Consider the following 23,097-nt stretch of genomic DNA (forward strand, 5'->3'; position numbering starts at 1 on the left):
CTACTGCTCGGCGAGCAGTCGTGCGGCCCGCTTGGCGAAGTAGGTCAGCACGCCATCGGCGCCGGCGCGCTTGAAGCACAGCAGGGATTCGAGGATCACGCTGTCGGCATCCAGCCAGCCGTTCTCGAAGGCCGCCATATGCATGGCGTACTCGCCGCTGACCTGATAGGCATAGGTGGGTACCTTCAGCTCATCCTTCACCCGACGCACCACGTCGAGGTAGGGCATGCCGGGCTTGATCATCACCATGTCGGCACCCTCGCTCAGGTCCATGGCCACCTCATGCAGCGCCTCGTCGCCGTTGGCCGGGTCCATCTGGTAGGTGCTCTTGTCGGCCTTGCCCAGGTTGGCGGCGGAGCCCACCGCGTCGCGGAAGGGGCCGTAGTAGCGCGAGGCATACTTGGCGCTGTAGGCCATGATGCGGGTATTGACCCGCTGTTCCTGCTCGAGCACCTGACGAATCTCGCCGATGCGGCCATCCATCATGTCCGAGGGTGCCACCACGTCGGCACCGGCCTCGGCGTGGGAGAGTGCCTGCCTGAGCAGCGTCTCCACGGTGCGGTCATTCTGCACATAGCCCTGCTCGTCGAGGATGCCGTCCTGGCCGTGGCTGGTGTAGGGGTCCAGGGCCACATCGGTGATGATGCCCAGCTCCGGGAGGGCCTCCTTGAGGGCCCGCACGCTGCGTTGCACCAGGCCATCGGGGCTGTAGGAGGCCTCGGCCAGTTCGCTCTTCAGCGAGGCATCAACGACCGGGAACAGGGCCAGGGCGGGAATGCCCAGCTCGAGTGCTTCCCGGGCCTCCTCGATCAGCAGGTCCACCGAGAGTCGCTCGACCCCCGGCATGGAGGGCACCGGTTCGCGCTGACCCTCGCCCTCCAGGACGAAGACCGGCCAGATCAGGTCGGCCGGCGTCAGCACGTTCTCGCTCATCAGGCGGCGCGAGAAGGCATCGCGGCGCATGCGCCGCATGCGAGTGGCGGGAAAGTGGCGTGGGGTCGTGAAGCTCAAGATCGTCTCTCCGGCTCTGGCGCCACCGACGGAAGTCCGGCGCTCTTTGATGACTTGGATGGGAATGGACGGCCCATGAGTATATCAGTGTGGCCTGGTGCCGAAAGGCTCGCCTTGTCGCACCCGGGGGATGGCTCTAGAGTGTCATATTCGATTATTGGTCCTGTCGCTCGTTGGCAGGCGACTTCTGCAAGGAGATAGGCATGAGCAAACAGGTGGCGGTGATCCTCTCGGGCTGTGGTGTCCATGATGGCGCCGAGATCTACGAGACCACCCTGACGCTGCTGCGGCTCGACCAGCTGGGTCTCGGCTATCGCTGTTTTGCCCCGGATATTCCCCAGCACCACGTCATCGATCATCGAAGCGGCGAGGAGGTTGAAGGGGAGACGCGCAGTGTGCTCAGTGAGTCGGCTCGCCTGGCGCGGGGTGATATCCAGGCACTGGACGAACTGGACGCCGACGAGTTCGATGCGGTGATTCTGCCCGGTGGTTTCGGTGCCGCCAAGAACCTCTCCAGCTTCGCCGTGGATGGCGCCGAGATGCGGGTACTCGACGAGCTCAAGGAGACGCTGCAGGGCTTCCATGAGGCGCGCAAGCCCATCGGGCTGATGTGCATCAGCCCGGTGATGGTGCCCAAGCTGCTCGGTACAGGCATCGCCGTCACCATCGGTCAGGACCCCGGGGTGTCGGGTGCCATCAGCGCCATGGGGGGCCTGCACCGCAGCTGCGGCGTCGAGGATATCGTGGTCGACTTCGAGCACCGGGTGGTCACCACACCGGCCTACATGCTCGCCACCCGCATCAGCGAGGCCGCCACCGGCATCTTCAAGCTGGTCGACAGGGTCGATGAGCTGATGGATCTCTGACCCGGCGTGCCGGGAGCCGTAAGCTTGTAGAGCGGCGCTTCGCGCCTGGAAGCTGGAAGAAAAATCGCCCCCATGGCGTTGCCATGGGGGCGATCTGTTCCAGGCTGCGAACCAGCTTCCAGCTTCCAGCTTCCAGCTTCCAGCTTACGAGTCGTCCTCCAGCTCGCGGCGCTCCTTCTTGCGTCGGGCCAGGCGGCCGAACAGCAGCCCCACCTCGTAGAGCAGATACATGGGGATCGCCAGCAGGCTCTGGGAGATCACATCCGGCGGGGTGAGCAGCATGCCGACCACGAAGCAGCCAAGCACCATGTAGGGACGCTTCCTGGACAGGCTCTCCACCGTGGTGGCACCCGAGGCGATCAGCAGGAAGGTGGCGATGGGAATCTCGAAGGCCATGCCGAAGGCGAAGAACAGCTTAAGGACGAAGTTGAGGTAGGCGTTGATATCGGTCATCACCGTCACGTTCTCCGGCCCGGTCTGGGTGAAGAACTCGAACAGCAGCGGGAAGACCGCGTAATAGGCGAAGGCCGCACCGGCGTAGAACAGCAGCACGCTGGAGGCCAGGATCGGGATGGCCAGGGCCTTCTCGTTGTCGTAGAGGCCCGGGGCCACGAAGGCCCATGCCTGATGCAGGACATAGGGCACGGCGATAAACACGGCCGCCACCAGGGTCAGCTTGAAGGGGGCCAGGAAGGGCGATGCGACTTCGGTCGCGATCATCTGTGACCCTTCCGGCAGCAGCGCCATCAGCGGCTGGGCCACGAAGAGATAGATGTCGTTGGCGAAGGCGTAGAGGCCGAGGAAGATCACCAGCACCGCCACCACCGCGCGCAACAGGCGCGAGCGCAGCTCGATCAGGTGCTCGATCAGCGGGGCCTGGTGCTGTTCCGGGCCGTCACCGGGGTTGCTCATCGTTGTGGGGCGTCCTTGTCGACGGAGGAGGGCTGGGGGGCGGCGTCAGCGTCGGCGGCACCCTCGCGAGCGCGTGCCAGGGCATCATCCAGGCGCTGCTCCGGGGATGATTCGGGCCCCTGCCGAGGGGGCTTCTCGGCATCGTGGGTCCCACCCTCGGGCTTGGCGAGGCCCTCGACGCCGTGTTTCACCCGGGAGACGCTGTCGTCCAGCTTCTTCTGCTGCTCGTCGAGCTTCTGGCGCAGCTCCTCCGCCTCCAGCTGGGCGCTGATCTCGCGCTGCATGCCGGAAACGGTTCGCTTGATCTTGCCGATCCACAGGCCCAGGGTGCGCGCCGCCTTGGGCAGCCGCTCCGGTCCCAGCACCAGCAGGCCTACCACGCCGAGCAGCAGGAGTTCGAGAAAGCCGATATCGAACATGGCAGTTTATTTGCGCTCTTCTTGTTCCTCGGGCTTTCGCTCGGCCTGAACATCGTAGGTGTTGGGTTCTTCCTTGTGGTCGACGCGGGCCTGCGCTTCGCTCTCGGCGCCGTTCTTCTCGTCCTGCTCGCCCTTCTCATCCTCGCTCATCGCCTTCTTGAAGCCCTTCACGGCGCCACCCAGATCGGTGCCGACGTTGCGCAGCTTCTTGGTGCCGAAGATCAGGATGATGATGCCGAGTACGATTAGCAGCTGCCAGATACTGATGCCACCTAACATTAGTGCTTCCTCTTGTTGGGGGTTCCGGCTCACCCGGAACGGCCAGTGATGTCGTGTTCAGCGGGTTATGGCTCGCGTGCGGCCTTCTCGTCGTGGCCGGAGATGCCGAAGCGACGCGCCAGTTCGTCGAGTAGTGCACCATGCTCGAGCCCGAGATGCGACAGCATCACCAGGCTATGAAACCACAGGTCGGCCGTTTCGGCGATCAATGCCTGACGTTCGGCATCACCGCCGGCCTCGGCGTCCTTCGCCGCGAGCAGGGTCTCGGTAGCCTCTTCGCCGACCTTCTCGAGTATCTTGTTCAAGCCCTTGTGATGCAAGGCAGCGACGTAGGAGTCTGCCGGATTGGCCTCGCGGCGTTGATCCAGGACAACCTGAAGCCGCTCAAGAATATCGCTCATCGATGACGTCTCCATGAAAAAAGGGCGAGCGTGAAACGGGGGTCAGTACCAGGCCAGCAGCAACAGCCCGATGACGGTGGCGACCAGCGCCGGCCAGGGTTGGCCATCGGCCCATTCGACCAGAGGCTGCCAGGCCATGGCCAGCGCTACCAGCAGCAGGCCCAGTCGCAACCGGCGATGGCGCCGCCCCTGGCGTTCCAGCTGGTACTGGATGCCCCCCAGTGCCTCGCCCTGGCGCCGTCGCTGGCGCTTTTCCAGCTCGGCCTGAGCCAGCGCCTGGTGGGCCAGGGTTGGCAGCTCGGGCAACTGGTGGCTGAGCTCGGGGGCGTGGCGCTTGAGAGAGGCCCACAGCCCCTTTACCCCGGCGCGCTCCTCCATCCAGCGCTCCAGGTAGGGCTTGGCGGTCTGCCACAGGTCCAGCTCGGGATAGAGCTGACGCCCCAGGCCCTCGATATTGAGCAGGGTCTTCTGCAGCAGGACCAGCTGGGGCTGTACCTCCATGTCGAAGCGACGGGCGGTCTGGAACAGGCCCAGCAGCACCTGGCCGAAGGAGATGTCCTTGAGCGGCTTCTCGAGGATCGGCTCGCACACGGTGCGAATCGCCGCGGCAAACTCGTTGGCGCGGGTGTGCTCGCCGACCCAGCCCGACTCGATATGCAGCGCCGCCACCTCGTAGTAGTCCTGGTGGAAGAAGGCCAGCAGGTTGCGGGCGAGGTAGTCCTGATCCTCGCGGGTCAGGCTGCCGACGATGCCACAGTCGATCGCGATGTACTGGGGGTCGTGGGGATGCTTGCGAGAGACGAAGATATTCCCCGGATGCATGTCGGCGTGGAAGAAGTTGTCACGGAACACCTGGGTGAAGAAGATCTCCACGCCGCGCTCGGCAAGTTTCCTGAGGTCGGTGCCCTGGGCCTCGAGCGCGTCGGTATCGGCGACCGGCACGCCATAGATACGTTCCTGGACCATGACCCGCTGGCGGGTCAGCTCCCAGTGAATGGCGGGCACATAGAGCAGTGGAGAGTCCTTGAAGTTGCGCTTGAGCTGGGAGGTGTTGGCGGCCTCCTTGTGCAGGTCGAGCTCGTCGAACAGGGTGGTCTCGTAGTCGCGCACCACCTCCACCGGACGCAGGCGTCGCGCCTCGGGCACGCAGCTCAGCAGTCGCGCGAAACGGTAGAGCAGGGCCATGTCCTGGCGCATCACCCGCTCGATGCCGGGGCGGATGATCTTGACGACGACCTCCTCGCCGCCGTGCAGCCGGGCACCGTGCACCTGGGCGATCGAGGCCGAGGCCAACGGCTCGGTGTCGAAGCGGGCGAAGGCCTCGGTCACCGGCAGCCCGAGCTCCGCTTCCACCACCTCACGGGCCTGTTGGCCGGGGAAGGGGGGAACCTGGTCCTGCAGCCGCTTGAGCTCGTCGGCCACGTCCTCGGGCAGCAGGTCGCGGCGGGTGGAGAGTACCTGGCCGAACTTGACGAAGATGGGACCCAGCGACTCCAGGGCCAGGCGCAGGCGCTCTCCGCGGGAGCGCGCGCCGATGGGGACCAGCCGCAGCGGCGAAAGCCTGAGCAGCATCCGCAGCGGCCAGGGGAGGCGCTCGAGGGGCAGCAGGGTGTCGAGACGGTAGCGGGTGATCACCCACAGGATGCGCAGCAGACGCAGCAGGATCATGCCGTCACCCTGTCCGCCAGGCGCCGGTGCAGGCGGGCCAGGCGTGCCTCGAGGCGGTCGGAGGCCACCTCGAGCTCGGTAAGGTGGTCGCGCAGCACCTCGAGCTGGGGGCGGCCCGGCAGCAGGCGCGCCTCCTCGACCAGGTACTCCGAGAGGTCGGCATAGAACTCGTCGCGGGAGCGCAGCCCGAAGCGGCCCAGGCGGCGCAGACCCTCGGCCAGGCTGTGAGCCGGGATATCGCCGAGCCAGCGGGCCAGCTCCCCCTCCCAGTCCAGGTCGAGGTCCAGCAGCAGGTCGCGGGTAGCCTCCAGCAGCGGGATGCGGCCACGCACCGCCAGCCGCCCCTGGAACATCAGGCGTTCCATGGAGGCGCCACCGAGCAGGGCACCGAGGCTCTCGGCATCAAGCTCGACCACGGCATCATGGTCCTCCTCGGCGCCGCCTTCGGCGCGCAGCAGGTCGAGGCCACCGGGATGGAAGTGGATGGCGAGTGCCAGCTCGGGATTCTCGAGGCGCAGCAGCAGGCGCTGGCCCGCGAGGCGGGCGAGGCGTGAGGAGGCCGCCGGGTCACGGGCCAGCAGGGCGTTCAGGGTTCTCTCGGCGGCGGCGAGCAGCAGGGTCGGGGTCACGGCCATGCCCACCTCAGAGCTTTATGCCGCGGTGCAGGGCAACGATGCCCCCGGTCATGTTGGTGTACTCCACCCGCTCGAGGCCGGCCGCTTCCATCATCGACTTGAGTGTCTCCTGGTCGGGATGCATGCGGATCGACTCGGCCAGGTAGCGGTAGCTGTCGGCATCGCTGGCCACCACCTGCCCGATCCTCGGCAGCAGACGAAAGGAGTACTCGTCATAGGCACGGGTCAGCAGGGGGTTGCGCGGCTTGGAGAACTCCAGCACCAGCAGTCGGCCGCCGGGCTTGAGTACCCGGGTCATCGAGCGCAGGGCGGCATTCTTGTCGGTCACGTTGCGCAGGCCGAAGGCGATGGTGATGCAGTCGAAGGTATTGTCCGGAAAGGGCAGGCACTCGGCATTGGCCTGAACATACTCGACATTGCCGCCCACGCCGTGGTCGAGCAGCTTGTCGCGGCCGACGCGCAGCATCGACTCGTTGATATCGGCCAGGACGACGCGTCCGCGTGGCCCCACGGTGCGCGAGAACTTCAGCGTCAGGTCGCCGGTGCCGCCGGCGATGTCGAGCACACTGTGCCCCGGACGCACGCCGGCACGCTCGATGGTCAGGCGCTTCCAGAGGCGGTGGATGCCGAACGACATCAGGTCGTTCATGACGTCGTAGCGAGCCGCCACGGAGTGAAATACATCGGCGACCCGCGAGGCCTTCTCGTCGAGAGGCACTTCCTGGTAGCCGAAATCGGTGGTCTGCTGGTCCCTGGAGCTGGAGTTGGCGCTCATGCGATGGGGCTCCCGAATCGCTGCATGGGAGAGGTCAAGGCCTCGGATGGGCGCCATTGTAGCCTTCCGCAGCGGCGGTTGTCTTGACGCGGGTTACAGCTGCTTGATTTCTATACCCAGTGGCGCGCGGCTGGCGCCGGCCGCCTCCAGACGCTGGAGATAGTCGGCCCAGTTGGCCTCGCGGTGGTTGATCAGCCACCACAGGTAGTCCCAGCTGAACAGGCCACTGTCGTGACCATCATCGAAGTGCAGCTTGAGGGCGTAGCGGCCGGCAGGCGTGATGTCCTTGAGGCCGACGAACTGCTTGCCCGTCTGCAGGGTCTCCTGGCCGCGGCCATGGCCGCGGACCTCGGCGGAGGGGGAGAAGACCCTGAGGTACTCGATGGCGAGCCGGTAACTCTGGCCATCGGCATAGCCGAGCTCCAGCTCGCGGGCCTGCTTGTGGTAGTGCACTCGGGTCGGGACTGGGGCGGTCATGGCATGCCTCGGCTTCTGACGTGGTGGAAGAGCGGCTACTCCAGCGACAGGCCTGCGAGGGGGCGCTGTGAATCCGTCCCTGGACGCTAGATGCCCTGCTTCACTCTCGCGTCCTGCTCCGCTTGCAGGACCGGTGCTGGCCATCCATGGCCAGCCCGTTCGAAGCAGTGCTTCTCACCCCCGGCATAGGACTCCCTCTGCGGCCTGTCCCTGGCGCCGCGCAGCCTGCTGCCTCAAGGCTTATCGCTTAAGGCTTACGGCTGGGTTTACAGGATATACCGAGACAGGTCCTCGTCCATCGCCAGCTCGCCGAGCTGGGAGTCGACGTAGGCGGCGTCGATGGTCAGCGGGGTACCGATATCGCTGCCCTGGAAGGAGGCCTCCTCCAGCAGTCGCTCCATCACCGTGTGCAGGCGGCGTGCGCCGATGTTCTCGGTGCCCTCGTTGACCTTCCAGGCGATCTCGGCGATGCGCTCGATACCGTCATCGGTGAAGGCGACCTCCAGCCCCTCGGTGGCCAGCAGCGCCTGGTACTGCTTAGTCAGCGCCGCGGAGGGCTCGGTGAGGATGCGCTTGAAGTCATCCGGGGAGAGGGCGTTGAGCTCGACGCGGATCGGCAGGCGACCCTGCAGCTCCGGAATCAGGTCCGAGGGGCGCGATAGATGGAAGGCGCCGGACGCGATAAACAGCACATGATCGGTCTTCACGATGCCGTACTTGGTCGAGACCGAGGAGCCCTCGATCAGCGGCAGCAGGTCACGTTGCACCCCCTCGCGGGAGACCTCCCCACCGCTGGACTGGCCGCCGCCCTTGCAGACCTTGTCGATCTCGTCGAGGAAGACGATGCCATTCTGTTCCACCGATTCGATGGCGCGGGCCTTGATCTCCTCCTCGTTGACCAGCTTGCCGGCCTCCTCGTCGCGCAGCACGGCGAAGGCATCCTTGACCGCGATGCGGCGCGTCTCGGTCTTCTGCTTGCCCATGCCCGAGAAGAGGCTCTGCAGCTGGTTGGTCATCTCCTCCATGCCCGGCGGGGTCATGATGTCGACATTGGGGCCCTGCTGGGAGACCTCGATATCGATCTCCTTGTCGTCGAGCTGCCCCTCGCGAAGCTTCTTGCGGAAGATCTGGCGGGTGGAGCTGTCCTGACGGGGCTCATCCTCCTGGCCACGGGGCGGTGGCAGCAGGGCATCGAGGATGCGCTCTTCGGCGGCATCCTCAGCGCGGTGCGCGACCTCCTCCTTGCCCTGTTCGCGAACCAGCTTGATGGCCGCCTCGGTCAGGTCGCGCACGATCGATTCCACGTCGCGGCCCACGTAACCCACCTCGGTGAACTTGGTGGCCTCGACCTTGATGAAGGGGGCGCGGGCCAGCTTGGCCAGGCGGCGGGCGATCTCGGTCTTGCCGACGCCGGTGGGACCGATCATCAGGATGTTCTTGGGCGTCACTTCCTGGCGCAGGTCGCCGTCGAGCTGCATGCGCCGCCAGCGGTTGCGCAGGGCGATGGCCACGGCGCGCTTGGCATCCTGCTGGCCGATGATGAACTGGTCCAGGGCGTGGACGATCTCGCGGGGGGTCATCTGGGTCATGGTGTCGGCCTTAGCCCGCCTTGGCAGGCAGCTCCTCGAGGGTGACGTTGTGGTTGGTGAACACGCAGATGTCGCCGGCGATCTCGAGCGACTTCTCGGTGATCTCGCGGGCCCCGAGGTCGGTGTTCTCGATCAGGGCACGCGCCGCGGCCAGGGCGTAATTGCCACCGGAGCCGATGGCGATGATGCCGCCCTCGGGCTCCAGCACATCGCCGTTGCCGGTGATGATCAGCGAGGCGTCCTTGTTGGCCACGGCGAGCAGCGCCTCCAGGCGGCGCAGGGCGCGGTCGGTGCGCCACTCCTTGGCCAGCTCCACGGCGGCCTTGACCAGATTGCCCTGGTACTTTTCCAGTTGAGCCTCGAAGCGCTCGAAGAGGGTGAAGGCATCGGCGGTGCCGCCGGCGAAACCGGCCAGCACCTCGCCGCGATAGAGGCGCCGCACCTTGCTGGCGTTGCCCTTCATCACGGTGTTGCCCAGCGATACCTGGCCGTCGCCGGCCAACGCCACCTGGTCACCGCGGCGCACGGATACGATCGTGGTCATGGAGGGGGACTCCTTGGGGGAGCGGGTCAACGGCTCCCGATGACTTTCGGCGCCCTTGGGGCGCCGTAACGAATCTGTCTGGTGGGAGTAGGTGTGGGCGTGGCGCCCGAAATTCAAGCGGTCAGCGTGCAGATGCGGCGTGCCGGCTCAGTTGTTGAGCTGGATAAGCAGTGGTTCGATGCCCTGGGTGGTCATCAGGTCCTGGGCACGCGACAGCTCGCGACGGTCCTCGTAGGGTCCCACCTGAACGCGGTGCCAGGTCTGGCCGCCGCCTGCCTTGACCTCGCTGACCTGCGCCAGCAGGCCGAAGTCCCGGAGTCGGCTGCGCAGCTGCCGGGCATCGCCGGCCTCGCGGAAGGAGGCGGCCTGCAGCATATAGCGCTGCCCCGAGGCGCTGGTGGCGGCCGTGGCCTGCTGAGTCGACCGCTCCGTCGCCTGGCGGCCACTGGCCATGCGGTCGTTGGATAAGTTGGCGGCGATCACCTCGGCGATCGGGTCGTCCGCGGGAGCCGAGTCAGCGTCGGCTGCAACCTCCTCTGCCGGTGGCGGAGTCGCCGTGGAGGCGGGCATCTCACCGCCGGGGGCGATCACCTCGGACTCCGGCAGCAGGGTATAGAACTCGAAGGTCGGCATCGGCGGCTCGCTGGGCTCCGCGGGTGCTGCCGGTGCGCTTTCGGGCGAGGCACTGCGCGGCAGTACCGTGGCCAGCGGTGAGTCCTCGACCTGCCAGGGTGCCACGCCGTGCTGATGCTGGGAGAGCAGGAAGCCGGCCACCAGGCCGGCCAGGCCCCATACCCAGCCGGGAAGGCGCCATTCGCGGCGGGGCTTCTTGCTGGGCTGGCGCCGGCTGTTGGTGGCACCGCGCTTCTTCGCAGGCTGCTTGCGAGTCGCCATGGGTTACATTTCCTCCGGGGCGCCGACTCCCATCAGCTCCAGGCCGTTGCGCAGCACCTGGCGGGTGGCCAGGCCCAAGGCCAGACGGGCGTTGCGCAGGGCGTCATCCTCGACCATGACCTTCACCGCGTTGTAGCAGGTGTGGAAATCGGCGGCCAGATCGAGGAGGTACTGGGCGATCTGCTGAGGCTCGCGGGCGGCGGCCGCGTGTGACACCGCCTCGGGGAAGCGGGCCAGACGGTTCAGCAGCGCCTTCTCCTGGTCCTCCTCCAGACGGCCCAGATGGTCCATGGCCAGGGCATGGTCGAAGGGCAGGCCGTCATTCGCTGCGCGACGCTCGACGCTGCACACCCGGGCGTGGGCGTACTGCACGTAGTAGACCGGGTTGTCGTTGGACTGCGAGCGGGCCAGGTCGATATCGAAGGTGAGCTGGGAGTCGGCCCGTCGCGCGGCTAGGAAGAAGCGGGTGGCATCGCGCCCCACCTCGTCGATCAGGTCGCGGACGGTCACGTAGCTGCCGGCACGCTTGGAGAGCTTCACCTCCACGCCGGAGCGGGTCACCATCACCATCTGATGCAGCACGTAGTCGGGCCAGCCCTGAGGGATGCCGGCTTCCAGGGCCTGCAGGCCGGCGCGCACCCGGGTCACGGTGGAGTGGTGGTCGGCCCCCTGTTCGTTGATTACGGTGGTGAAGCCACGCTGCCACTTGTCGAGGTGATAGGCCACATCGGGCAGGAAATAGGTGTACTGCCCGTCGGTCTTGCGCATCACCCGGTCCTTGTCGTCACCGAAATCGGTGGTGCGCAGCCACAGGGCGCCATCCTGCTCGTAGGTGTGTCCATTCTCGACCAGGCGCTCGACGGTCGCCTCCACCTTGCCGTCGCGGTAGAGCGAGGACTCGAGGAAGTAGACGTCGAAGTTCACGCCGAAGGCCTTGAGGTCGAGGTCCTGCTCGCGGCGCAGATAGGCCACGGCAAACTCCTGGATCGCCGCCAGGTCGTCCGGGTCGGCCTTGGCGGTAACGTGGCGGTCGTCGGCGTGCACGGTCTCGCCACCCAGGTAGGCATTGGCCACATCGATGATATAGCCGCCGCGGTAACCGTCCGCCGGCCAGCCTTCATCCTCGGGACTGAGCCCCTTGGCGCGGGCCTGTACCGAGAGCGCCAGGTTGGTGATCTGGGCGCCCGCGTCGTTGTAGTAGAACTCGCGGGTCACATCGTAGCCGGTGGCTTCGAGCAGGCGACAGACGCAGTCGCCGATGGCCGCCCCGCGACCGTGGCCGACATGCAGCGGTCCGGTGGGGTTGGCGGAGACGAACTCCACCTGCACCTTCTGCCCCTGGCCGGCGAGGCTGCGTCCGTAGGCATCGCCCGAATCGAGCACCTGGCGGACCACCTGGGCGGCGGCGTCGGTGGCGGCGAAGAAGTTGACGAAGCCGGGGCCGGCGATTTCGACCCGACTGACCGCCGGGCTCTCGGGCAGGGCGGCCACCAGGGTGTCGGCCAGCTCGCGGGGCTTGCGGCCGGCCGGCTTGGCCAGCATCAGCGCCAGGTTGGTGGCGTAATCGCCATGCGCCTTGTCTCGGGTAGGGTCGACCTTGATGGTCGGAGCGAGGTCGGCGGGCAGCACACCCTGCTGCTTGAGGGAGTCGAGGGCGTCCTCGAGCAGCGCAACGATGGTCTCTTTCATGGGGCGTTGGTGTCCTGTGGCGTCGGGGTAAGCGGCCGATGAACCGGCGATAAAGAGGCGCTCGGCCCGGCGTGGGCATGGAAACGGGCCCTGATCGGGCATGGCCGGCCATTATCGGCAATTGCGCGCTGGCTTTAAAGGGCGGGGCTCAAGCCTGGCGAGTCAATCGCTGCGGGCTCGCTCGAAGCTTGCCCGGCGACAGGTCCTGGAGCGCCGGCTCCCCTCTTCGATCTGCCCCCGGCACTTCTTGCTGCGTATGGCGGCAATGGCCATGTTCAACTCAGCGTCTGCGGATCGATATCCAGCGACCAGCGCACTCGACGCGCCTCGGGAGTGGCCTCCAGCCAGGCGGTGAGCCAGGCGCTGGCCTCGTGAAGGGCGCTACGCTTTTCGGCGCCGAGCATCAGCTGCAGGTGATAGCGGCCCTGGCGCCGCTCCATGGGGGCCGGCACCGGGCCCAGGCAGTCCACCGCCAGCTGGCGTTCGGCCAGCCAGGCCCGCAGTGCGGTGGCGGTGCGGCGACCCAGGTCGCCGGCGGCCTCTTCCTTCGCGCTCTCCAGGCGCAGGAGGGCCAGGAAGCGGAATGGTGGCAGTGCGGCGGCGCGTCGCTCTTCCAGGAGGCGCTCGGCGAGGGCGGCATAGCCACGCTCGGCCAGCAGGCGCAGGTGAGGATCGTCGGGATGCATGGTCTGGACCAGCACTCGACCGGGGTGGGCGGCACGACCGGCGCGGCCGGCTACCTGCACCAGCAGCTGGGCCCCCTGCTCCAGGGCGCGGAAGTCACTGGCATAGAGGCCGGCATCGGCATTGACCACCACGACCAGTGTGACATGAGGCAGGTGGTGCCCCTTGGCGAGCATCTGGGTGCCCACCAGCAGGCAGGGATCGCCGCGGCGAACCTCGGTCAGGGTCTGCTCGAAGGCGTCGCGTCGGCGGGTGCTGTCGCGGTCGATGCGGTGCACCGGCACCCTGGGGAAGCGCTCGGCGAGCGTCTCCTCGGTGCGCTCGGTGCCGCTGCCCAGCGGCCGCAGGTCGATGCTCTGGCACTCGGGGCAGGCGTCGGGCAGGACGCGGCGGCGATCGCAGTGGTGGCAGGCCAGCAGCGGCGGCTGGCGGTGGAGGGTCATGCGTGCGTCGCAGGCGTCGCACTCGGCCATCCAGCCGCAGGCATGGCAGGCCAGGGTGGGAGCGAAGCCGCGGCGATTGATGAAGACCAGTACCTGGTGGCCCGCGTCGAGGGTCTCCGAGATCGCCTCCAGCGCCGGTGGGGCCAGGCCACCCAGGCGAGGACGACCCCGCAGGTCGAGAAGTTCCAGGCGCGCGGGGGCGTGGCGGGTGGCGCGCCGGGTCAAGGGCAGGTGGCGCCACTCACCGCGGTGCGCCCGGGCCAGGCTCTCCAGCGAGGGCGTGGCGCTGCCCAGCAGTAGCGGGATGCGGTGATGATGGGCACGAGCCACGGCGAGGTCCCGGGCATGATAGCGCAGCCCATCCTGCTGCTTGTAGGAGGCGTCGTGCTCCTCGTCGACGATAAGCGCGCCGGGGCGGGCCAGTGGGGTGAAGATCGCCGAACGGGTGCCGACCACGATGGGAGCCCGGCCGCTGGCGGCGGCCTCCCAGGCATCCAGCCGCTCATGCTCGGTGAGTCCCGAGTGCAGGGCGACCACCGGGACTCGGAAGCGCTTGCGGAAACGTGACAGGGTCTGGGGGGTGAGGCCGATCTCCGGTACCAGTATCAGCGCCTGGCGGCCGCGTCCCACGACCGCCTCGATCAACTGCAGGTAGACCTCGGTCTTGCCGCTGCCGGTGACTCCCTCCAGCAAGCAGGGGTGGTAGCCATCGAGCCGCTCGTGGAGGGCCGAAAGGGCGTGGGCCTGCTCGCGGTTGAGCGGCAGCGCTGGGCTGGCCAGCAGATGGTCAGGGTCGGGGAGAGACGCGGCGGTGAGGGGCTCCTCGTGGCGCTCGACCAACCCCTTGGCGGTGAGCGCCTTGAGCTGATCGCGGCTGAATGACTGGGCGAGGATCGCCTGGCTGGCCAGACCGTGGGGGTGCTGGCGCAGCATCTCCAGCAATGCCGCCTGGCGTGGGGCGCGGGGCAGGGCATCGCTCCCCGAGGCGTGCCCCGCGGGGGTAAGCGCCCAGCGCTCGCGTGTGCGGGGGGTTAGCGCACGCCCCTGGCGCAGCAGGACCGGCAGCGCCTGGTGCAGGGTGTCGCCCAGCGGGTGCTGATAGTAGCGTGCGGTAAAGCGGCACAGCCATAGCCAGTCCGGGGGGAGCGGGGCGTCGTCCAGGCAGGCAGTGACTCGCTTGAGGGCGGTCAGCGGCAGGTCACTCTGCTCGCGACACTCCACCACGATGCCGACCACCTCGCGGCGACCGAAGGGCGCACGCACTCGTAGCCCCGGCTGCCAGCCGCAGGCCGGCACGTCGTGGGCCGGGCGGTAGTCGAACAGGCGATGCAGCGGCGAGGGAATGGCGACGCGTAGCACTCGCGGAATCGGTGAATCTGGCAATTGGCCTCCGGCGGCGACTCTGGTAGTATGCGGCGCTCCCCGGCGCCCGGTCGGCGACTCGGGGTTCCGGTGATCCCATGATTGTTTGGCAATCGATAGTGTTGCTCGTCAATCGATAGACAACCGTGTGCGGTGCCTGGCAGCGGATCAGGTGGCGGCATACAGCGCAACGAGGCTCAAGATGAAACAAGGTATCCACCCCGAATACAAGACGATCAGCGCGACCTGTTCCTGCGGCGCCACCTTCGAGGTCGGCTCCACCGCCGGTCGCGATCTGGAGCTGGACGTCTGCTCGCAGTGCCACCCTTTCTATACCGGCAAGCAGAAGCAGGCCACCACCGGTGGTCGCGTCGAGCGCTTCAACAAGCGCTTTGGCGCCGCGCTCAAGCGCTGATCGCGACCGATATCGGTCAGCCGTCACGAGAACCCGCCTTTCCGGCGGGTTCTCGCGTTTTGGCGGCAAGTTGCCGGCCGACAACGGCCTCAATGAGCGTCCTGCAGGCGCTCCGTGGGGCGCTGTTCAGTAGTGGAATAATTTTCTATACTTGTTTGACAAGTCACCCTTCCTGATGGACTTCGAGCATGACTGACGCAAGACAGGCGGCGCTGGACTACCACGCGAAACCCATTCCCGGAAAACTCTCCATCGAGCTCACCAAGCCCACCGCCACTGCCAAGGACCTGGCACTGGCCTACAGCCCCGGTGTGGCCGAGCCGGTGCGCGAGATCGCCCGGGACCCTGAAAATGCCTACCGTTACACCGGCAAGGGTAACCTGGTAGCCGTGATCTCCGATGGTACTGCCATCCTTGGCCTGGGTAATCTCGGGGCGTTGGCCAGCAAGCCGGTCATGGAAGGGAAGGGGGTGCTGTTCAAGCGCTTTGCCGGTATCAACTCCGTTGACATCGAGGTCAATGCCGAGAGCCCACAGGCCTTTATCGATACCGTGGCGCGCATCGCCGATACCTGGGGGGGGATCAACCTCGAGGACATCAAGGCCCCCGAGTGCTTCGAGATCGAGCGCACGCTAATCGAACAGTGCAGCATCCCGGTGTTCCATGATGACCAGCATGGCACCGCCATCGTCACCGCTGCCGGCATGCTCAATGCCCTGGATATTGCCGGCAAGAGTCTGTCCGAGGCGAAAATTGTCTGCATGGGGGCGGGTGCGGCGGCCATCGCCTGCATGAAGCTGCTCGTCTCCTGTGGAGCACGTGCCGAGAATATCGTGATGCTCGATCGCAAGGGCGTGATCCACAACGGGCGTGAGGATCTTAATCAGTACAAGGCGATGTTTGCCGTGGAGACCGACAAGCGCACCCTCGATGATGCCATCGATGGCGCCGACGTCTTCGTGGGGCTCTCCGGTCCCGGGCTGATGAGTGCCGACCATCTGCTCAAGATGGCTTCCAATCCGGTGGTATTTGCGTGCACCAACCCGGACCCGGAAATCCATCCGGATGTCGCTCACGAGACCCGTGATGACGTGATCATGGCCACCGGTCGCTCCGACTACCCCAATCAGGTCAACAATGTACTGGGTTTCCCGTTCATCTTCCGCGGCGCCCTGGATGTTCGGGCCACGCGCATCAACGAGGAGATGAAGGTGGCGGCGGTGCATGCGCTCAAGGACCTGGCGCGGGAGCCGGTGCCCGGTGATGTGCTCGAGGCCTATGGCAAGGAGAGCATGAGTTTCGGTCGCGACTACATCATTCCCACGCCGGTCGATGTACGCCTGCTGGACCGAGTGACCTCCGCCGTCGCCCAGGCGGCCGTGGATTCCGGTGTGGCGCGCCGCCCCTACCCCTCGCACTACCCACTCAAGACCGTGGACGATGTCTACGGAGCATGAGCCCCTGCGTGCTAGACGCTGCCCATGATGACGCCGGCCCTCGAGCCGGCGTCAGTCTATGGGCGCTGCTGGTTTACCAGTCGTAGAGAATGGAAGCGCTGGTGGTATGGTCGGTGCGCGCCTCAGCGTCTGCCGGCGGTCGGGAGGTATCCTTGATCTCGTGTGACAGCTTCAATGCCAGATGTGAGTTGAGTCGGGCGGTGAGTGACGAAAGTGAGCGCGAGGTGGTGTTGTCGTCGGTGGCTTCCACTGAAAGCTCTTGTTCCAGGCTGGCGGTCTTCGAGAAAGCCCACTCGTAGGCCATCGCGCCGTATGCCACGCCCAGCGAGGCGTTCTCCTTCCCTTCGATGCGGTCGTAGCGGTAACCCGGGCCCGCCTCCAGTGAAAGTCGGTGACACTCGTCGTCGAGCAGGTCTCGCCCATAGCCGGCTATGGTGGTGAATTGTCGGTCATAGCCGCTGAAGCGGTCTCTCTCTCCGCGGGCGAAACCAAAGAGGTAGTGGGGGCCTTCGAGATTAAAGCGCTCGCGGCCGGCGACGAGGTACTGCTCGGCGCTGGTGTCACCGTCACGACTGACATGGCGGACCTCGCCGCGCAGGGTATGAGTCCAGCTGTCGGTCAACCAGGTGAGTCGGCCTTTTGCGATCAGGGTCTGGCTGTCGGTGTTGCCGGACATATGGGTGTAGCCCAGCTCGGTGCTGCCGCTGAAGGCCTCGTCGTCCTCGGTGGGCAAGGGCGGGGCATAAAAGGGGGTGGAGTGCACCTTGCCCGCGATTGCTAACAGGCCGAAAAGCACCAGCCATACAGCTGTGCAGGGCCGAATCGCAGAATACGGCATGGTCGATCTCTCGGATTGCCAGGTGTCGTGATGGTTGAGCGGCGTGTAAGGCAGTAAAGGGATGGGAGCCTTCACGCCGCTTCCAGCGAATGCCGGGGTTGGTCGAAGCGCTAGAAGATCGCCTCATAGACGCCCGTGCCCTGGGAGCCGCTCTGTTGCTCCACCTCGCGCTCCACGCGGCGTGGTTGTTGCTCAGGCAGATGCTCGGGATGGAAGAGCTCGCTGATGCCGCCGCGCGATACGCGTCGCCCGGTCTCGGGGTCGACACGTGCGGTGACCAGCTCGCCAGGCGCCTCAGGCATTGCCGAGGGCTTGCCGTCGAGGGCCTGGCCCATGAACGCTATCCAGATCGGCAGGGCAGCATTGGCGCCATATTCGGCGGTGGTGGTGTTGTCATCCTTGCCCAGCCAGACCGTGGCCACCAGGTTGCTGTTGAAGCCGGCGAACCAGGTGTCGCGCTGGCCGTTGGTGGTGCCGGTCTTGCCAACGATATCTTCGCGGCCCAGCTCCAGGGCACGGCGACCGGTGCCGTTCTCGATCACGTCACGCAGCATGTCACGCAGGATATAGAGGTTGATGGGATCGACCACGCGCTCGGCGACGGCATGGCGTTCACCGTCGAACGTTACCTCCTCCTGATCGGCACTGCACTCGCGGCATGCCACGGCCGCCTGCGTCTCTTCAACAAGCGTTTCGCCTCTGGTGACGCGCTCGATAAACCAGGGCGAGACCTTGAAGCCGCCATTGGCCAGAATCGCGTAGGCGCTGGTCATCTCCAGCGGGGTCAGGCTGGCGCTGCCCAGTGCCAGGGAGAGGCCGTGGGGCAGGCGCGCCTCGTCGAAACCGAACCCCTTGAGAAACTCGATGGTCTCGTTGAGGCCTACTTCGCGAAGCACACGGATGGTCACCAGGTTGCGAGAGCGCGCCAGGGCATTGCGCAGGCGCATCGGGCCGAGGAAGTCTCCGCTGGAGTTGACCGGACGCCACATCTCGTTGCTGCCGTCGTCGATCACCACCGGGGCGTCGTTGACGACGCTGGCGGCGGTCATCATGCCGCTCTCGAGTGCCGCCAGATAGATGAAGGGCTTGAAGATGGAGCCCGACTGGCGCTGGGCCTGTACGGCACGATTGAACTTGCTGGCGTTGAAGTCGAACCCGCCCTGCAGGGCGAGAATGGCTCCGGTGTCGGGGTGCATTACCACCAAGGAGCCTTCCGCATCGGGGCGCTGGGCCAGGCGCAGGCTGCCATCTTCACGCTCCATCACGCGCACCAGGTCGCCACGGCCGGCGATCTCGGCCGCCGAGCCCGGCTCGGGGCCGCGGTACCGCGCGCTCTTGTACTCGCGGGCCCAGGAGAGGCCGTCCCACTCGATGGTCCGCAGCTTGCCTTCGCGCATCAGCACGCGCATCTGGCGGCCTTCACTCTCTACCACGATGGCGGGGTGAAGAAGGCCATAGCGCGGAGTGCGCTCCAGCACCTGAACCCAGTTGCTGACGTCACCGTCGATTCCCTCGACACGGGTCTCGCTGCGCTCGGCGGCGCGCCGGGCGGTCTCCAGCACTTCGGGGGACTCCTCGAGCTCCTCCTCCAGGCCGCTGCGCTCGGTGCGATCCTGAGCCTCTGCCAGGCTCGGCGGCAGTTGCTTCTCCTCCGGGCCACGCCAGCCGTGACGGGTGTCGTAATCGATCAGGCCACGGGCCAGGGCGCGGCGCGCCATGGGCTGGAGCTCGCTGTCCAGGCTGGTGGTGATCTTGTATCCACCGGTGTAGACCTCACTCTCGCCGAAGCGCTCCACGGCATACTGGCGGGCCATCTCGGCGACGTAATCGGCATCGACTTCCGCCTGGGCGATATTGCGTTCGGCGGTGATGGGGGCCTGCACCGCTTCATCATAGGTGGCCTGGTCGATATGCCCCAGCTCCCGCATGCGGAACAGGATCCAGTTGCGGCGAATCAGCGCGCGCTCCGGGTTGGTCAACGGATTGAAGCTGGAGGGGGCCTTGGGCAGGCCGGCAATCATCGCCTTCTCGGCCAGGGTCAGCTCTGCCAGCGGGCGGTTGTAGTAGATTTCGGCGGCGGCGGCGATGCCGTAGGCACGGTGACCCAGGAAGATCTTGTTGACGTAGAGCTCGAGGATCTCCTCCTTGCTGAGTACCTGCTCCATCTGCAGGGCGAGCAGGATCTCGCGAATCTTGCGGGTAAAGGTACGATCCAGGGTCAGCAGGTAGTTACGCGCTACCTGCATGGTAATGGTGGAGCCGCCGGACTGGATTTCACCGCCACTGACCACCAGTTCTCCGGCCGCCCGCAGCAGGCCCTTGGGGTCGACGCCACGATGTTCGAAGAAGGCGTCATCCTCGGCGGCCAGCAGTGCCTGGATAAACTCCACGGGAATTTCATCATGGTCGATCGGAAGGCGGCGCTCCTCGCCATATTCGCCGATCAGCTTGTCGTCGCGGGTATAGATGCGCAGCGGTGAGTGCAGCTCGAAGTCCTGGAGCTGGCGTACGTCGGGGAGCCCGGGGGCAAAATAGAGGGCGGCGCCCACCACGCCCAGACCGGCCGCGGCAATCAGCGAGAGGGTCAGCCAGACCAGGGAAAAGAGCAGGGTTCTGATAAACGTCATGAAGTGGCGGTGTCCATGCAGGGAACTGGAGCGGATGTGAAGCGATGACGATGCATAGGTTGCGACCTTGGTTGCGGGGCCATTATAGAAAGCCCGGACGAGGGTCACCAGCGTTGACGATGCTAGCCCAAGGTTTACCGTGTTAGTAATGGCAAGATCATGTAACCTCATGCGACAAGACTGAGGTGAATAATCCAGACCTGCCGCCGTGTAATAAGGCAGGCACCATGTCAAGGCGAGCAAGCCGCAGACTCAGCAAGGGCAGGACAGAGATGCGACTGATGGCATCAAGCAAGGGACTGATCGGCGTCGATATCACCTCGGCCACGGTCAAGCTCGTGGAGCTCAGGCGAGCCGGGTCCACGTATCAAGTGGAGAGCTATGCAGTCAGGCCGCTGCGCGAGGGCGCCGTGATCGAGCGTCGCATCCAGGATATGGACGAAGTGGTTGACGCCCTTGGCCGAGCCGTTCATCAGGCGAAGCCGCATACCCGCCAGGCAGTGGTGGCAGTGCCTGCCAGCGCAGCGATCACCAAGACGCTGACGCTGCCCGCATCGCTCAGCAGTGACGAGATCGAGTCACGCATCGAGCTTGAGTCAGACAAGCATATTCCCTTTCCGTTCAGTGATGTCGCCTACGATTTCCAGCGCCTGGGGCTCAATGCCCGCTATGCCGACCAGCAGGACATCCTGCTGGTGGCCTGCCGGCAGCAGGAGGTCAGCCAGCTGACCGATGCCGTGATACAGGCAGGCCTGACGCCGGCGGCCGTGGATGTCGAGACCTTTGCCATGGAGCGAGCCTTCACCGAGTTGCGCCGCCAGCTGCCGGCGGATATCGGGGAGGAGGACAGCGTGGCGCTGGTGGATATCGGGGCCAACATGAATACCTTCCATGTATTGCGTCAGGGGCGCATCGTCTACAGCCGTGACACCGTGTTCGGTGGCCGTCAGCTGACCGAGGAGATCCGTAATCGTTACGGCCTGAGCTATGACGAGGCGGGGCTGGCCAAGAAGCGTGGTGGCCTGCCGGAAGACTATCAGCACAGTGTCCTCACCCCCTTCATCGACACCCTGGCCCAGCAGGTCGGGCGTTCGCTGCAACTCTACTATACCGCCGGCCGCAAGCAGGAGGTGCGTCATATGGTGCTGGCCGGAGGCGCCAGCGTGTTGCCGGGGCTGGCCGAGCGCCTGGCCCGGGAGAGCGGCATGGAGGTCTCCATCGCCAACCCGTTGGCGCGCATGAAGGTCCACAGCCGCATCGACGTGCAGACCCTTTCCGGAGAGGCGTCGGCCATGCTGACGGCCTGTGGACTGGCATTGAGGGCGCGCTCATGACGATCGAGATCAATCTGCTGCCGTGGCGAGAGGAAAAACGGGCGCGGCGCAGCAAGCATTTCTATATGGCGCTGGGGGTGGCGGCTCTGCTGGGAGTAGCCGGAGGCTACGCCATGACCTGGTACTACCAGCAGCAGGCCGAGGTCCAGCGCCAGCGCAATGCTTATATCGAGACTCAGACTCGCCAGTTCGACTCGTTGATCGGTGGAGTCAGCGATCTGGAGAAGATTCGTGATCAGGTGGTCGAGAAGGTTGGGGTCTTTACCGAGCTGCAGAACGGACGCAGCCAGACGGTTCATGTGATGAGCGACCTGATCACCAGTCTCGAGGAGGGAGTGCATTACACCCAGTTCAGCCGGCAGGGTGATAGCCTGCGTCTCTCGGGGCGAGCCGAGGATAATGGCCAGGTGTCCGATCAGCTGCGACGCCTGGGAGCGGCGGCATCCTTTACCGAGCCCGTGCTCTCGGGAGTCGAGGCCGAGGGCGGCGGGGAGCGTAGAAGCTTCAGTCTCAGCATGAGCCAGCGCATGCCCGCAACGCACGCGGAAACGTCATCCGGCGGAACCGAGGAGGAGAGGCCATGAACCTCAATGCCGAGATGCGTCGGCTGCGCGAGCTCGACTGGCGCGAGCTCGATATCAAGGAGGCCGGGGTATGGCCCTGGTCTCTGCAGCTACTGCTCTGCCTGTTGATGCTGGGCGTGACCCTGTTCGCCATGCACTGGTATCTGGCCGCGCCCGCCAAGGAGCGGCTCGAGCAGCTCAAGGCCGAAGAGCCACAGCTGATTCGCGCCTACCGAAACAAAGCGGCGCTGGCCTCAAGGCTCGACCCCTTGCGTGAGCAGGTGGAGGCCCTCGAGGCGCGGATGGAGGCCTTGCGCGAGATGCTGCCCAGTGGCGCCGAGATACCGGCTCTGCTCGACAATATCACCGAGACCGCCCTCGATAACCAGCTGGCGATCGACTACATCCGACTGCGTGGCACGGCGGCCCGGGAGCACTACGTCGAGCAGCCCTTCGATATCCAGGTGCGTGGCGATTATCACCGTATAGCCGCCTTTCTGGCCGGGGTCGCGGGCCTGCCCCGTATCGTTACCCTGCATGACATGACGCTGGCGCCGGAGGAGGGTGACGGGCAGAACCTGCGGCTTACCTTGGTGGCGCGAACCTACAGTTATCGGCAGGACGTGGAGAGCGGTTCATGAGGGGCTGGCTGAGGGGAGTTGCAGGGGGGGCAGGCCTGTTGCTGATCGCCGGTTGCGCCGATCCGCAGTTGACCAGCCTCGATCGTGAGCTGGCCGAGATTCGCAACAGCCCGGCTCCGGTGCCGACGATCGAGCTGCCGGAGATACCCGACTACGAGACGTTGCCCTACGATCATGCCGATCTGCGTAGCCCCTTCGTGCCGCGTTTGCCCGAGGTGGAGGAGCCGACCGAGGTAGCCACCGACCTGGCGCCCGATCTGGATCGTGAACGGGAAGCGCTGGAGGCCTACAACCTCAGTGAGCTACGCCTGGTAGGTACCCTGACCGAGGGCGGCCAGCCCTCCGCGCTGGTGCGTGCACCGGACGGCCAGGTTCACCGGCTGCGGGTGGGCAACCATATGGGCAGCGATTTCGGCCGTATCGTCAGTATCACCTCGTCAACGGTACAGTTGATCGAAATCGTGCCAACCGGGCGTGGGGGGTGGGTCGAGCGCACCACGCGGCTCGAGCTCAATGGCCAGCAGGGTGGCTAGCTCAGAAAGCCCGGCAGTCAACAACAAGCGTGAACAGCGCT

The 23,097-nt window shown here is 65.9% G+C and carries 23 protein-coding genes; 7 read left to right on the forward strand and 16 right to left on the reverse strand.

The genetic code is table 11. The features are described from left to right. Positions 1–1,011, reverse strand: a complete 1,011-nt coding sequence (hemB, locus tag IOC61_RS10445) for a porphobilinogen synthase (RefSeq protein ID WP_195688747.1) — start codon at positions 1,009–1,011, stop codon at positions 1–3. 203 nt (positions 1,012–1,214) lie between these two features. Between hemB and elbB the strand changes: the two genes are divergently transcribed. Next, positions 1,215–1,877: an isoprenoid biosynthesis glyoxalase ElbB gene (elbB, locus tag IOC61_RS10450; RefSeq protein ID WP_195688748.1), complete on the forward strand. Its 663-nt coding sequence runs from the start codon at positions 1,215–1,217 to the stop codon at positions 1,875–1,877. A 144-nt stretch (positions 1,878–2,021) separates the two neighbouring features. On the opposite strand, the gene tatC is transcribed toward elbB, so the two are convergent. The 13 genes from tatC to IOC61_RS10515 all read right to left on the reverse strand — a co-directional run bounded on the left by tatC (position 2,022) and on the right by IOC61_RS10515 (position 14,669). Beyond that, positions 2,022–2,789 carry a twin-arginine translocase subunit TatC gene (tatC, locus tag IOC61_RS10455; protein ID WP_195688749.1) on the reverse strand — a complete coding sequence of 256 codons (768 nt, stop codon included), beginning with the start codon at positions 2,787–2,789 and terminating at the stop codon, positions 2,022–2,024. Next, entirely contained in the window at positions 2,786–3,208 is a 423-nt protein-coding gene (gene tatB, locus IOC61_RS10460) for a Sec-independent protein translocase protein TatB (RefSeq protein ID WP_195688750.1), read from the reverse strand. Before tatB ends, tatC begins: the two co-directional genes overlap by 4 nt. Before the next feature lie 6 nt (positions 3,209–3,214). Next, entirely contained in the window at positions 3,215–3,487 is a 273-nt protein-coding gene (gene tatA / locus IOC61_RS10465) for a Sec-independent protein translocase subunit TatA (protein ID WP_195688751.1), read from the reverse strand. Between the two features lie 65 nt (positions 3,488–3,552). Further along, positions 3,553–3,888, reverse strand: coding sequence for a phosphoribosyl-ATP diphosphatase (locus tag IOC61_RS10470; RefSeq protein WP_195688752.1), 336 nt, complete (start codon positions 3,886–3,888; stop codon positions 3,553–3,555). A 42-nt stretch (positions 3,889–3,930) separates the two neighbouring features. After that, entirely contained in the window at positions 3,931–5,553 is a 1,623-nt protein-coding gene (ubiB, locus tag IOC61_RS10475; RefSeq protein ID WP_195688882.1) for a ubiquinone biosynthesis regulatory protein kinase UbiB, read from the reverse strand. Then, positions 5,553–6,191 (reverse strand): ubiquinone biosynthesis accessory factor UbiJ, encoded by a 639-nt coding sequence (locus tag IOC61_RS10480; RefSeq protein WP_195688753.1) that lies wholly within the window; start codon positions 6,189–6,191, stop codon positions 5,553–5,555. The genes ubiB and IOC61_RS10480 overlap by 1 nt, the downstream gene beginning before the upstream one ends. 7 nt (positions 6,192–6,198) lie before the next feature. Continuing rightward, on the reverse strand, positions 6,199–6,966 hold the full coding sequence (gene ubiE, locus IOC61_RS10485; protein ID WP_195688754.1) for a bifunctional demethylmenaquinone methyltransferase/2-methoxy-6-polyprenyl-1,4-benzoquinol methylase UbiE: 768 nt from the start codon (positions 6,964–6,966) through the stop codon (positions 6,199–6,201). 93 nt (positions 6,967–7,059) lie between these two features. Beyond that, positions 7,060–7,443 (reverse strand): gamma-butyrobetaine hydroxylase-like domain-containing protein, encoded by a 384-nt coding sequence (locus IOC61_RS10490; RefSeq protein WP_195688755.1) that lies wholly within the window; start codon positions 7,441–7,443, stop codon positions 7,060–7,062. Positions 7,444–7,709: 266 nt separating this feature from the next. Beyond that, positions 7,710–9,032, reverse strand: coding sequence for an ATP-dependent protease ATPase subunit HslU (gene hslU / locus IOC61_RS10495; protein WP_195688756.1), 1,323 nt, complete (start codon positions 9,030–9,032; stop codon positions 7,710–7,712). A 10-nt stretch (positions 9,033–9,042) separates the two neighbouring features. Next, the gene (gene hslV / locus IOC61_RS10500; protein ID WP_195688757.1) at positions 9,043–9,576 is read right to left on the reverse strand and encodes an ATP-dependent protease subunit HslV; all 534 of its coding nucleotides are present in this window, start codon (positions 9,574–9,576) and stop codon (positions 9,043–9,045) included. Positions 9,577–9,723: 147 nt separating this feature from the next. Beyond that, a complete protein-coding gene (locus tag IOC61_RS10505; protein ID WP_195688758.1) occupies positions 9,724–10,470 on the reverse strand; it encodes an SPOR domain-containing protein in 747 nt (248 codons plus the stop codon). Between the two features lie 3 nt (positions 10,471–10,473). Beyond that, positions 10,474–12,159, reverse strand: coding sequence for an arginine--tRNA ligase (gene argS, locus IOC61_RS10510; RefSeq protein ID WP_195688759.1), 1,686 nt, complete (start codon positions 12,157–12,159; stop codon positions 10,474–10,476). Positions 12,160–12,434: 275 nt separating this feature from the next. Beyond that, entirely contained in the window at positions 12,435–14,669 is a 2,235-nt protein-coding gene (locus IOC61_RS10515; RefSeq protein WP_195688760.1) for a primosomal protein N', read from the reverse strand. Between the two features lie 181 nt (positions 14,670–14,850). On the opposite strand from IOC61_RS10515, the gene rpmE reads away from it, so the two are divergent. Both rpmE and IOC61_RS10525 read left to right on the forward strand, forming a co-directional pair. Beyond that, entirely contained in the window at positions 14,851–15,063 is a 213-nt protein-coding gene (rpmE, locus tag IOC61_RS10520) for a 50S ribosomal protein L31 (protein WP_132042781.1), read from the forward strand. Between the two features lie 188 nt (positions 15,064–15,251). After that, positions 15,252–16,520 (forward strand): malic enzyme-like NAD(P)-binding protein, encoded by a 1,269-nt coding sequence (locus IOC61_RS10525; protein ID WP_195688761.1) that lies wholly within the window; start codon positions 15,252–15,254, stop codon positions 16,518–16,520. A gap of 73 nt (positions 16,521–16,593) precedes the next feature. Here IOC61_RS10525 and IOC61_RS10530 read toward each other — a convergent pair whose 3' ends face one another. Continuing rightward, positions 16,594–17,358: a DUF481 domain-containing protein gene (locus tag IOC61_RS10530; RefSeq protein ID WP_195688883.1), complete on the reverse strand. Its 765-nt coding sequence runs from the start codon at positions 17,356–17,358 to the stop codon at positions 16,594–16,596. A gap of 110 nt (positions 17,359–17,468) precedes the next feature. Beyond that, positions 17,469–19,985 (reverse strand): penicillin-binding protein 1A, encoded by a 2,517-nt coding sequence (locus tag IOC61_RS10535; RefSeq protein ID WP_195688762.1) that lies wholly within the window; start codon positions 19,983–19,985, stop codon positions 17,469–17,471. 272 nt (positions 19,986–20,257) lie between these two features. On the opposite strand from IOC61_RS10535, the gene pilM reads away from it, so the two are divergent. Genes pilM through IOC61_RS10555 form a run of 4 tightly spaced genes read left to right on the forward strand, consistent with a single transcriptional unit; the run spans position 20,258 to position 23,056 of the window. Then, positions 20,258–21,319: a type IV pilus assembly protein PilM gene (pilM, locus tag IOC61_RS10540; protein ID WP_195688763.1), complete on the forward strand. Its 1,062-nt coding sequence runs from the start codon at positions 20,258–20,260 to the stop codon at positions 21,317–21,319. Beyond that, entirely contained in the window at positions 21,316–21,903 is a 588-nt protein-coding gene (locus tag IOC61_RS10545) for a PilN domain-containing protein (RefSeq protein WP_195688764.1), read from the forward strand. The genes pilM and IOC61_RS10545 overlap by 4 nt, the downstream gene beginning before the upstream one ends. Continuing rightward, positions 21,900–22,523 (forward strand): type 4a pilus biogenesis protein PilO, encoded by a 624-nt coding sequence (locus IOC61_RS10550; protein WP_195688765.1) that lies wholly within the window; start codon positions 21,900–21,902, stop codon positions 22,521–22,523. Before IOC61_RS10545 ends, IOC61_RS10550 begins: the two co-directional genes overlap by 4 nt. Further along, positions 22,520–23,056 carry a pilus assembly protein PilP gene (locus IOC61_RS10555; protein ID WP_195688766.1) on the forward strand — a complete coding sequence of 179 codons (537 nt, stop codon included), beginning with the start codon at positions 22,520–22,522 and terminating at the stop codon, positions 23,054–23,056. Before IOC61_RS10550 ends, IOC61_RS10555 begins: the two co-directional genes overlap by 4 nt. Positions 23,057–23,097: the final 41 nt, after the last annotated feature.

The organism is Halomonas sp. KAO, assembly GCF_015595025.1.
Lineage (GTDB): Bacteria > Pseudomonadota > Gammaproteobacteria > Pseudomonadales > Halomonadaceae > Halomonas.

Excerpts from the sequence above, each read along its gene's own strand:
- elbB (WP_195688748.1), top strand. The coding sequence starts at position 1,215 with ATGAGCAAACAGGTGGCGGTGATCCTCTCGGGCTGTGGTGTCCATGAT.
- tatC (WP_195688749.1), bottom strand. The coding sequence starts at position 2,789 with ATGAGCAACCCCGGTGACGGCCCGGAACAGCACCAGGCCCCGCTGATC.
- tatB (WP_195688750.1), bottom strand. The coding sequence starts at position 3,208 with ATGTTCGATATCGGCTTTCTCGAACTCCTGCTGCTCGGCGTGGTAGGC.
- tatA (WP_195688751.1), bottom strand. The coding sequence starts at position 3,487 with ATGTTAGGTGGCATCAGTATCTGGCAGCTGCTAATCGTACTCGGCATC.
- IOC61_RS10470 (WP_195688752.1), bottom strand. The coding sequence starts at position 3,888 with ATGAGCGATATTCTTGAGCGGCTTCAGGTTGTCCTGGATCAACGCCGC.
- IOC61_RS10480 (WP_195688753.1), bottom strand. The coding sequence starts at position 6,191 with ATGGCCGTGACCCCGACCCTGCTGCTCGCCGCCGCCGAGAGAACCCTG.
- ubiE (WP_195688754.1), bottom strand. The coding sequence starts at position 6,966 with ATGAGCGCCAACTCCAGCTCCAGGGACCAGCAGACCACCGATTTCGGC.
- IOC61_RS10490 (WP_195688755.1), bottom strand. The coding sequence starts at position 7,443 with ATGACCGCCCCAGTCCCGACCCGAGTGCACTACCACAAGCAGGCCCGC.
- hslU (WP_195688756.1), bottom strand. The coding sequence starts at position 9,032 with ATGACCCAGATGACCCCCCGCGAGATCGTCCACGCCCTGGACCAGTTC.
- hslV (WP_195688757.1), bottom strand. The coding sequence starts at position 9,576 with ATGACCACGATCGTATCCGTGCGCCGCGGTGACCAGGTGGCGTTGGCC.
- IOC61_RS10505 (WP_195688758.1), bottom strand. The coding sequence starts at position 10,470 with ATGGCGACTCGCAAGCAGCCTGCGAAGAAGCGCGGTGCCACCAACAGC.
- argS (WP_195688759.1), bottom strand. The coding sequence starts at position 12,159 with ATGAAAGAGACCATCGTTGCGCTGCTCGAGGACGCCCTCGACTCCCTC.
- rpmE (WP_132042781.1), top strand. The coding sequence starts at position 14,851 with ATGAAACAAGGTATCCACCCCGAATACAAGACGATCAGCGCGACCTGT.
- IOC61_RS10525 (WP_195688761.1), top strand. The coding sequence starts at position 15,252 with ATGACTGACGCAAGACAGGCGGCGCTGGACTACCACGCGAAACCCATT.
- IOC61_RS10530 (WP_195688883.1), bottom strand. The coding sequence starts at position 17,358 with ATGCCGTATTCTGCGATTCGGCCCTGCACAGCTGTATGGCTGGTGCTT.
- IOC61_RS10535 (WP_195688762.1), bottom strand. The coding sequence starts at position 19,985 with ATGACGTTTATCAGAACCCTGCTCTTTTCCCTGGTCTGGCTGACCCTC.
- pilM (WP_195688763.1), top strand. The coding sequence starts at position 20,258 with ATGCGACTGATGGCATCAAGCAAGGGACTGATCGGCGTCGATATCACC.
- IOC61_RS10545 (WP_195688764.1), top strand. The coding sequence starts at position 21,316 with ATGACGATCGAGATCAATCTGCTGCCGTGGCGAGAGGAAAAACGGGCG.
- IOC61_RS10550 (WP_195688765.1), top strand. The coding sequence starts at position 21,900 with ATGAACCTCAATGCCGAGATGCGTCGGCTGCGCGAGCTCGACTGGCGC.
- IOC61_RS10555 (WP_195688766.1), top strand. The coding sequence starts at position 22,520 with ATGAGGGGCTGGCTGAGGGGAGTTGCAGGGGGGGCAGGCCTGTTGCTG.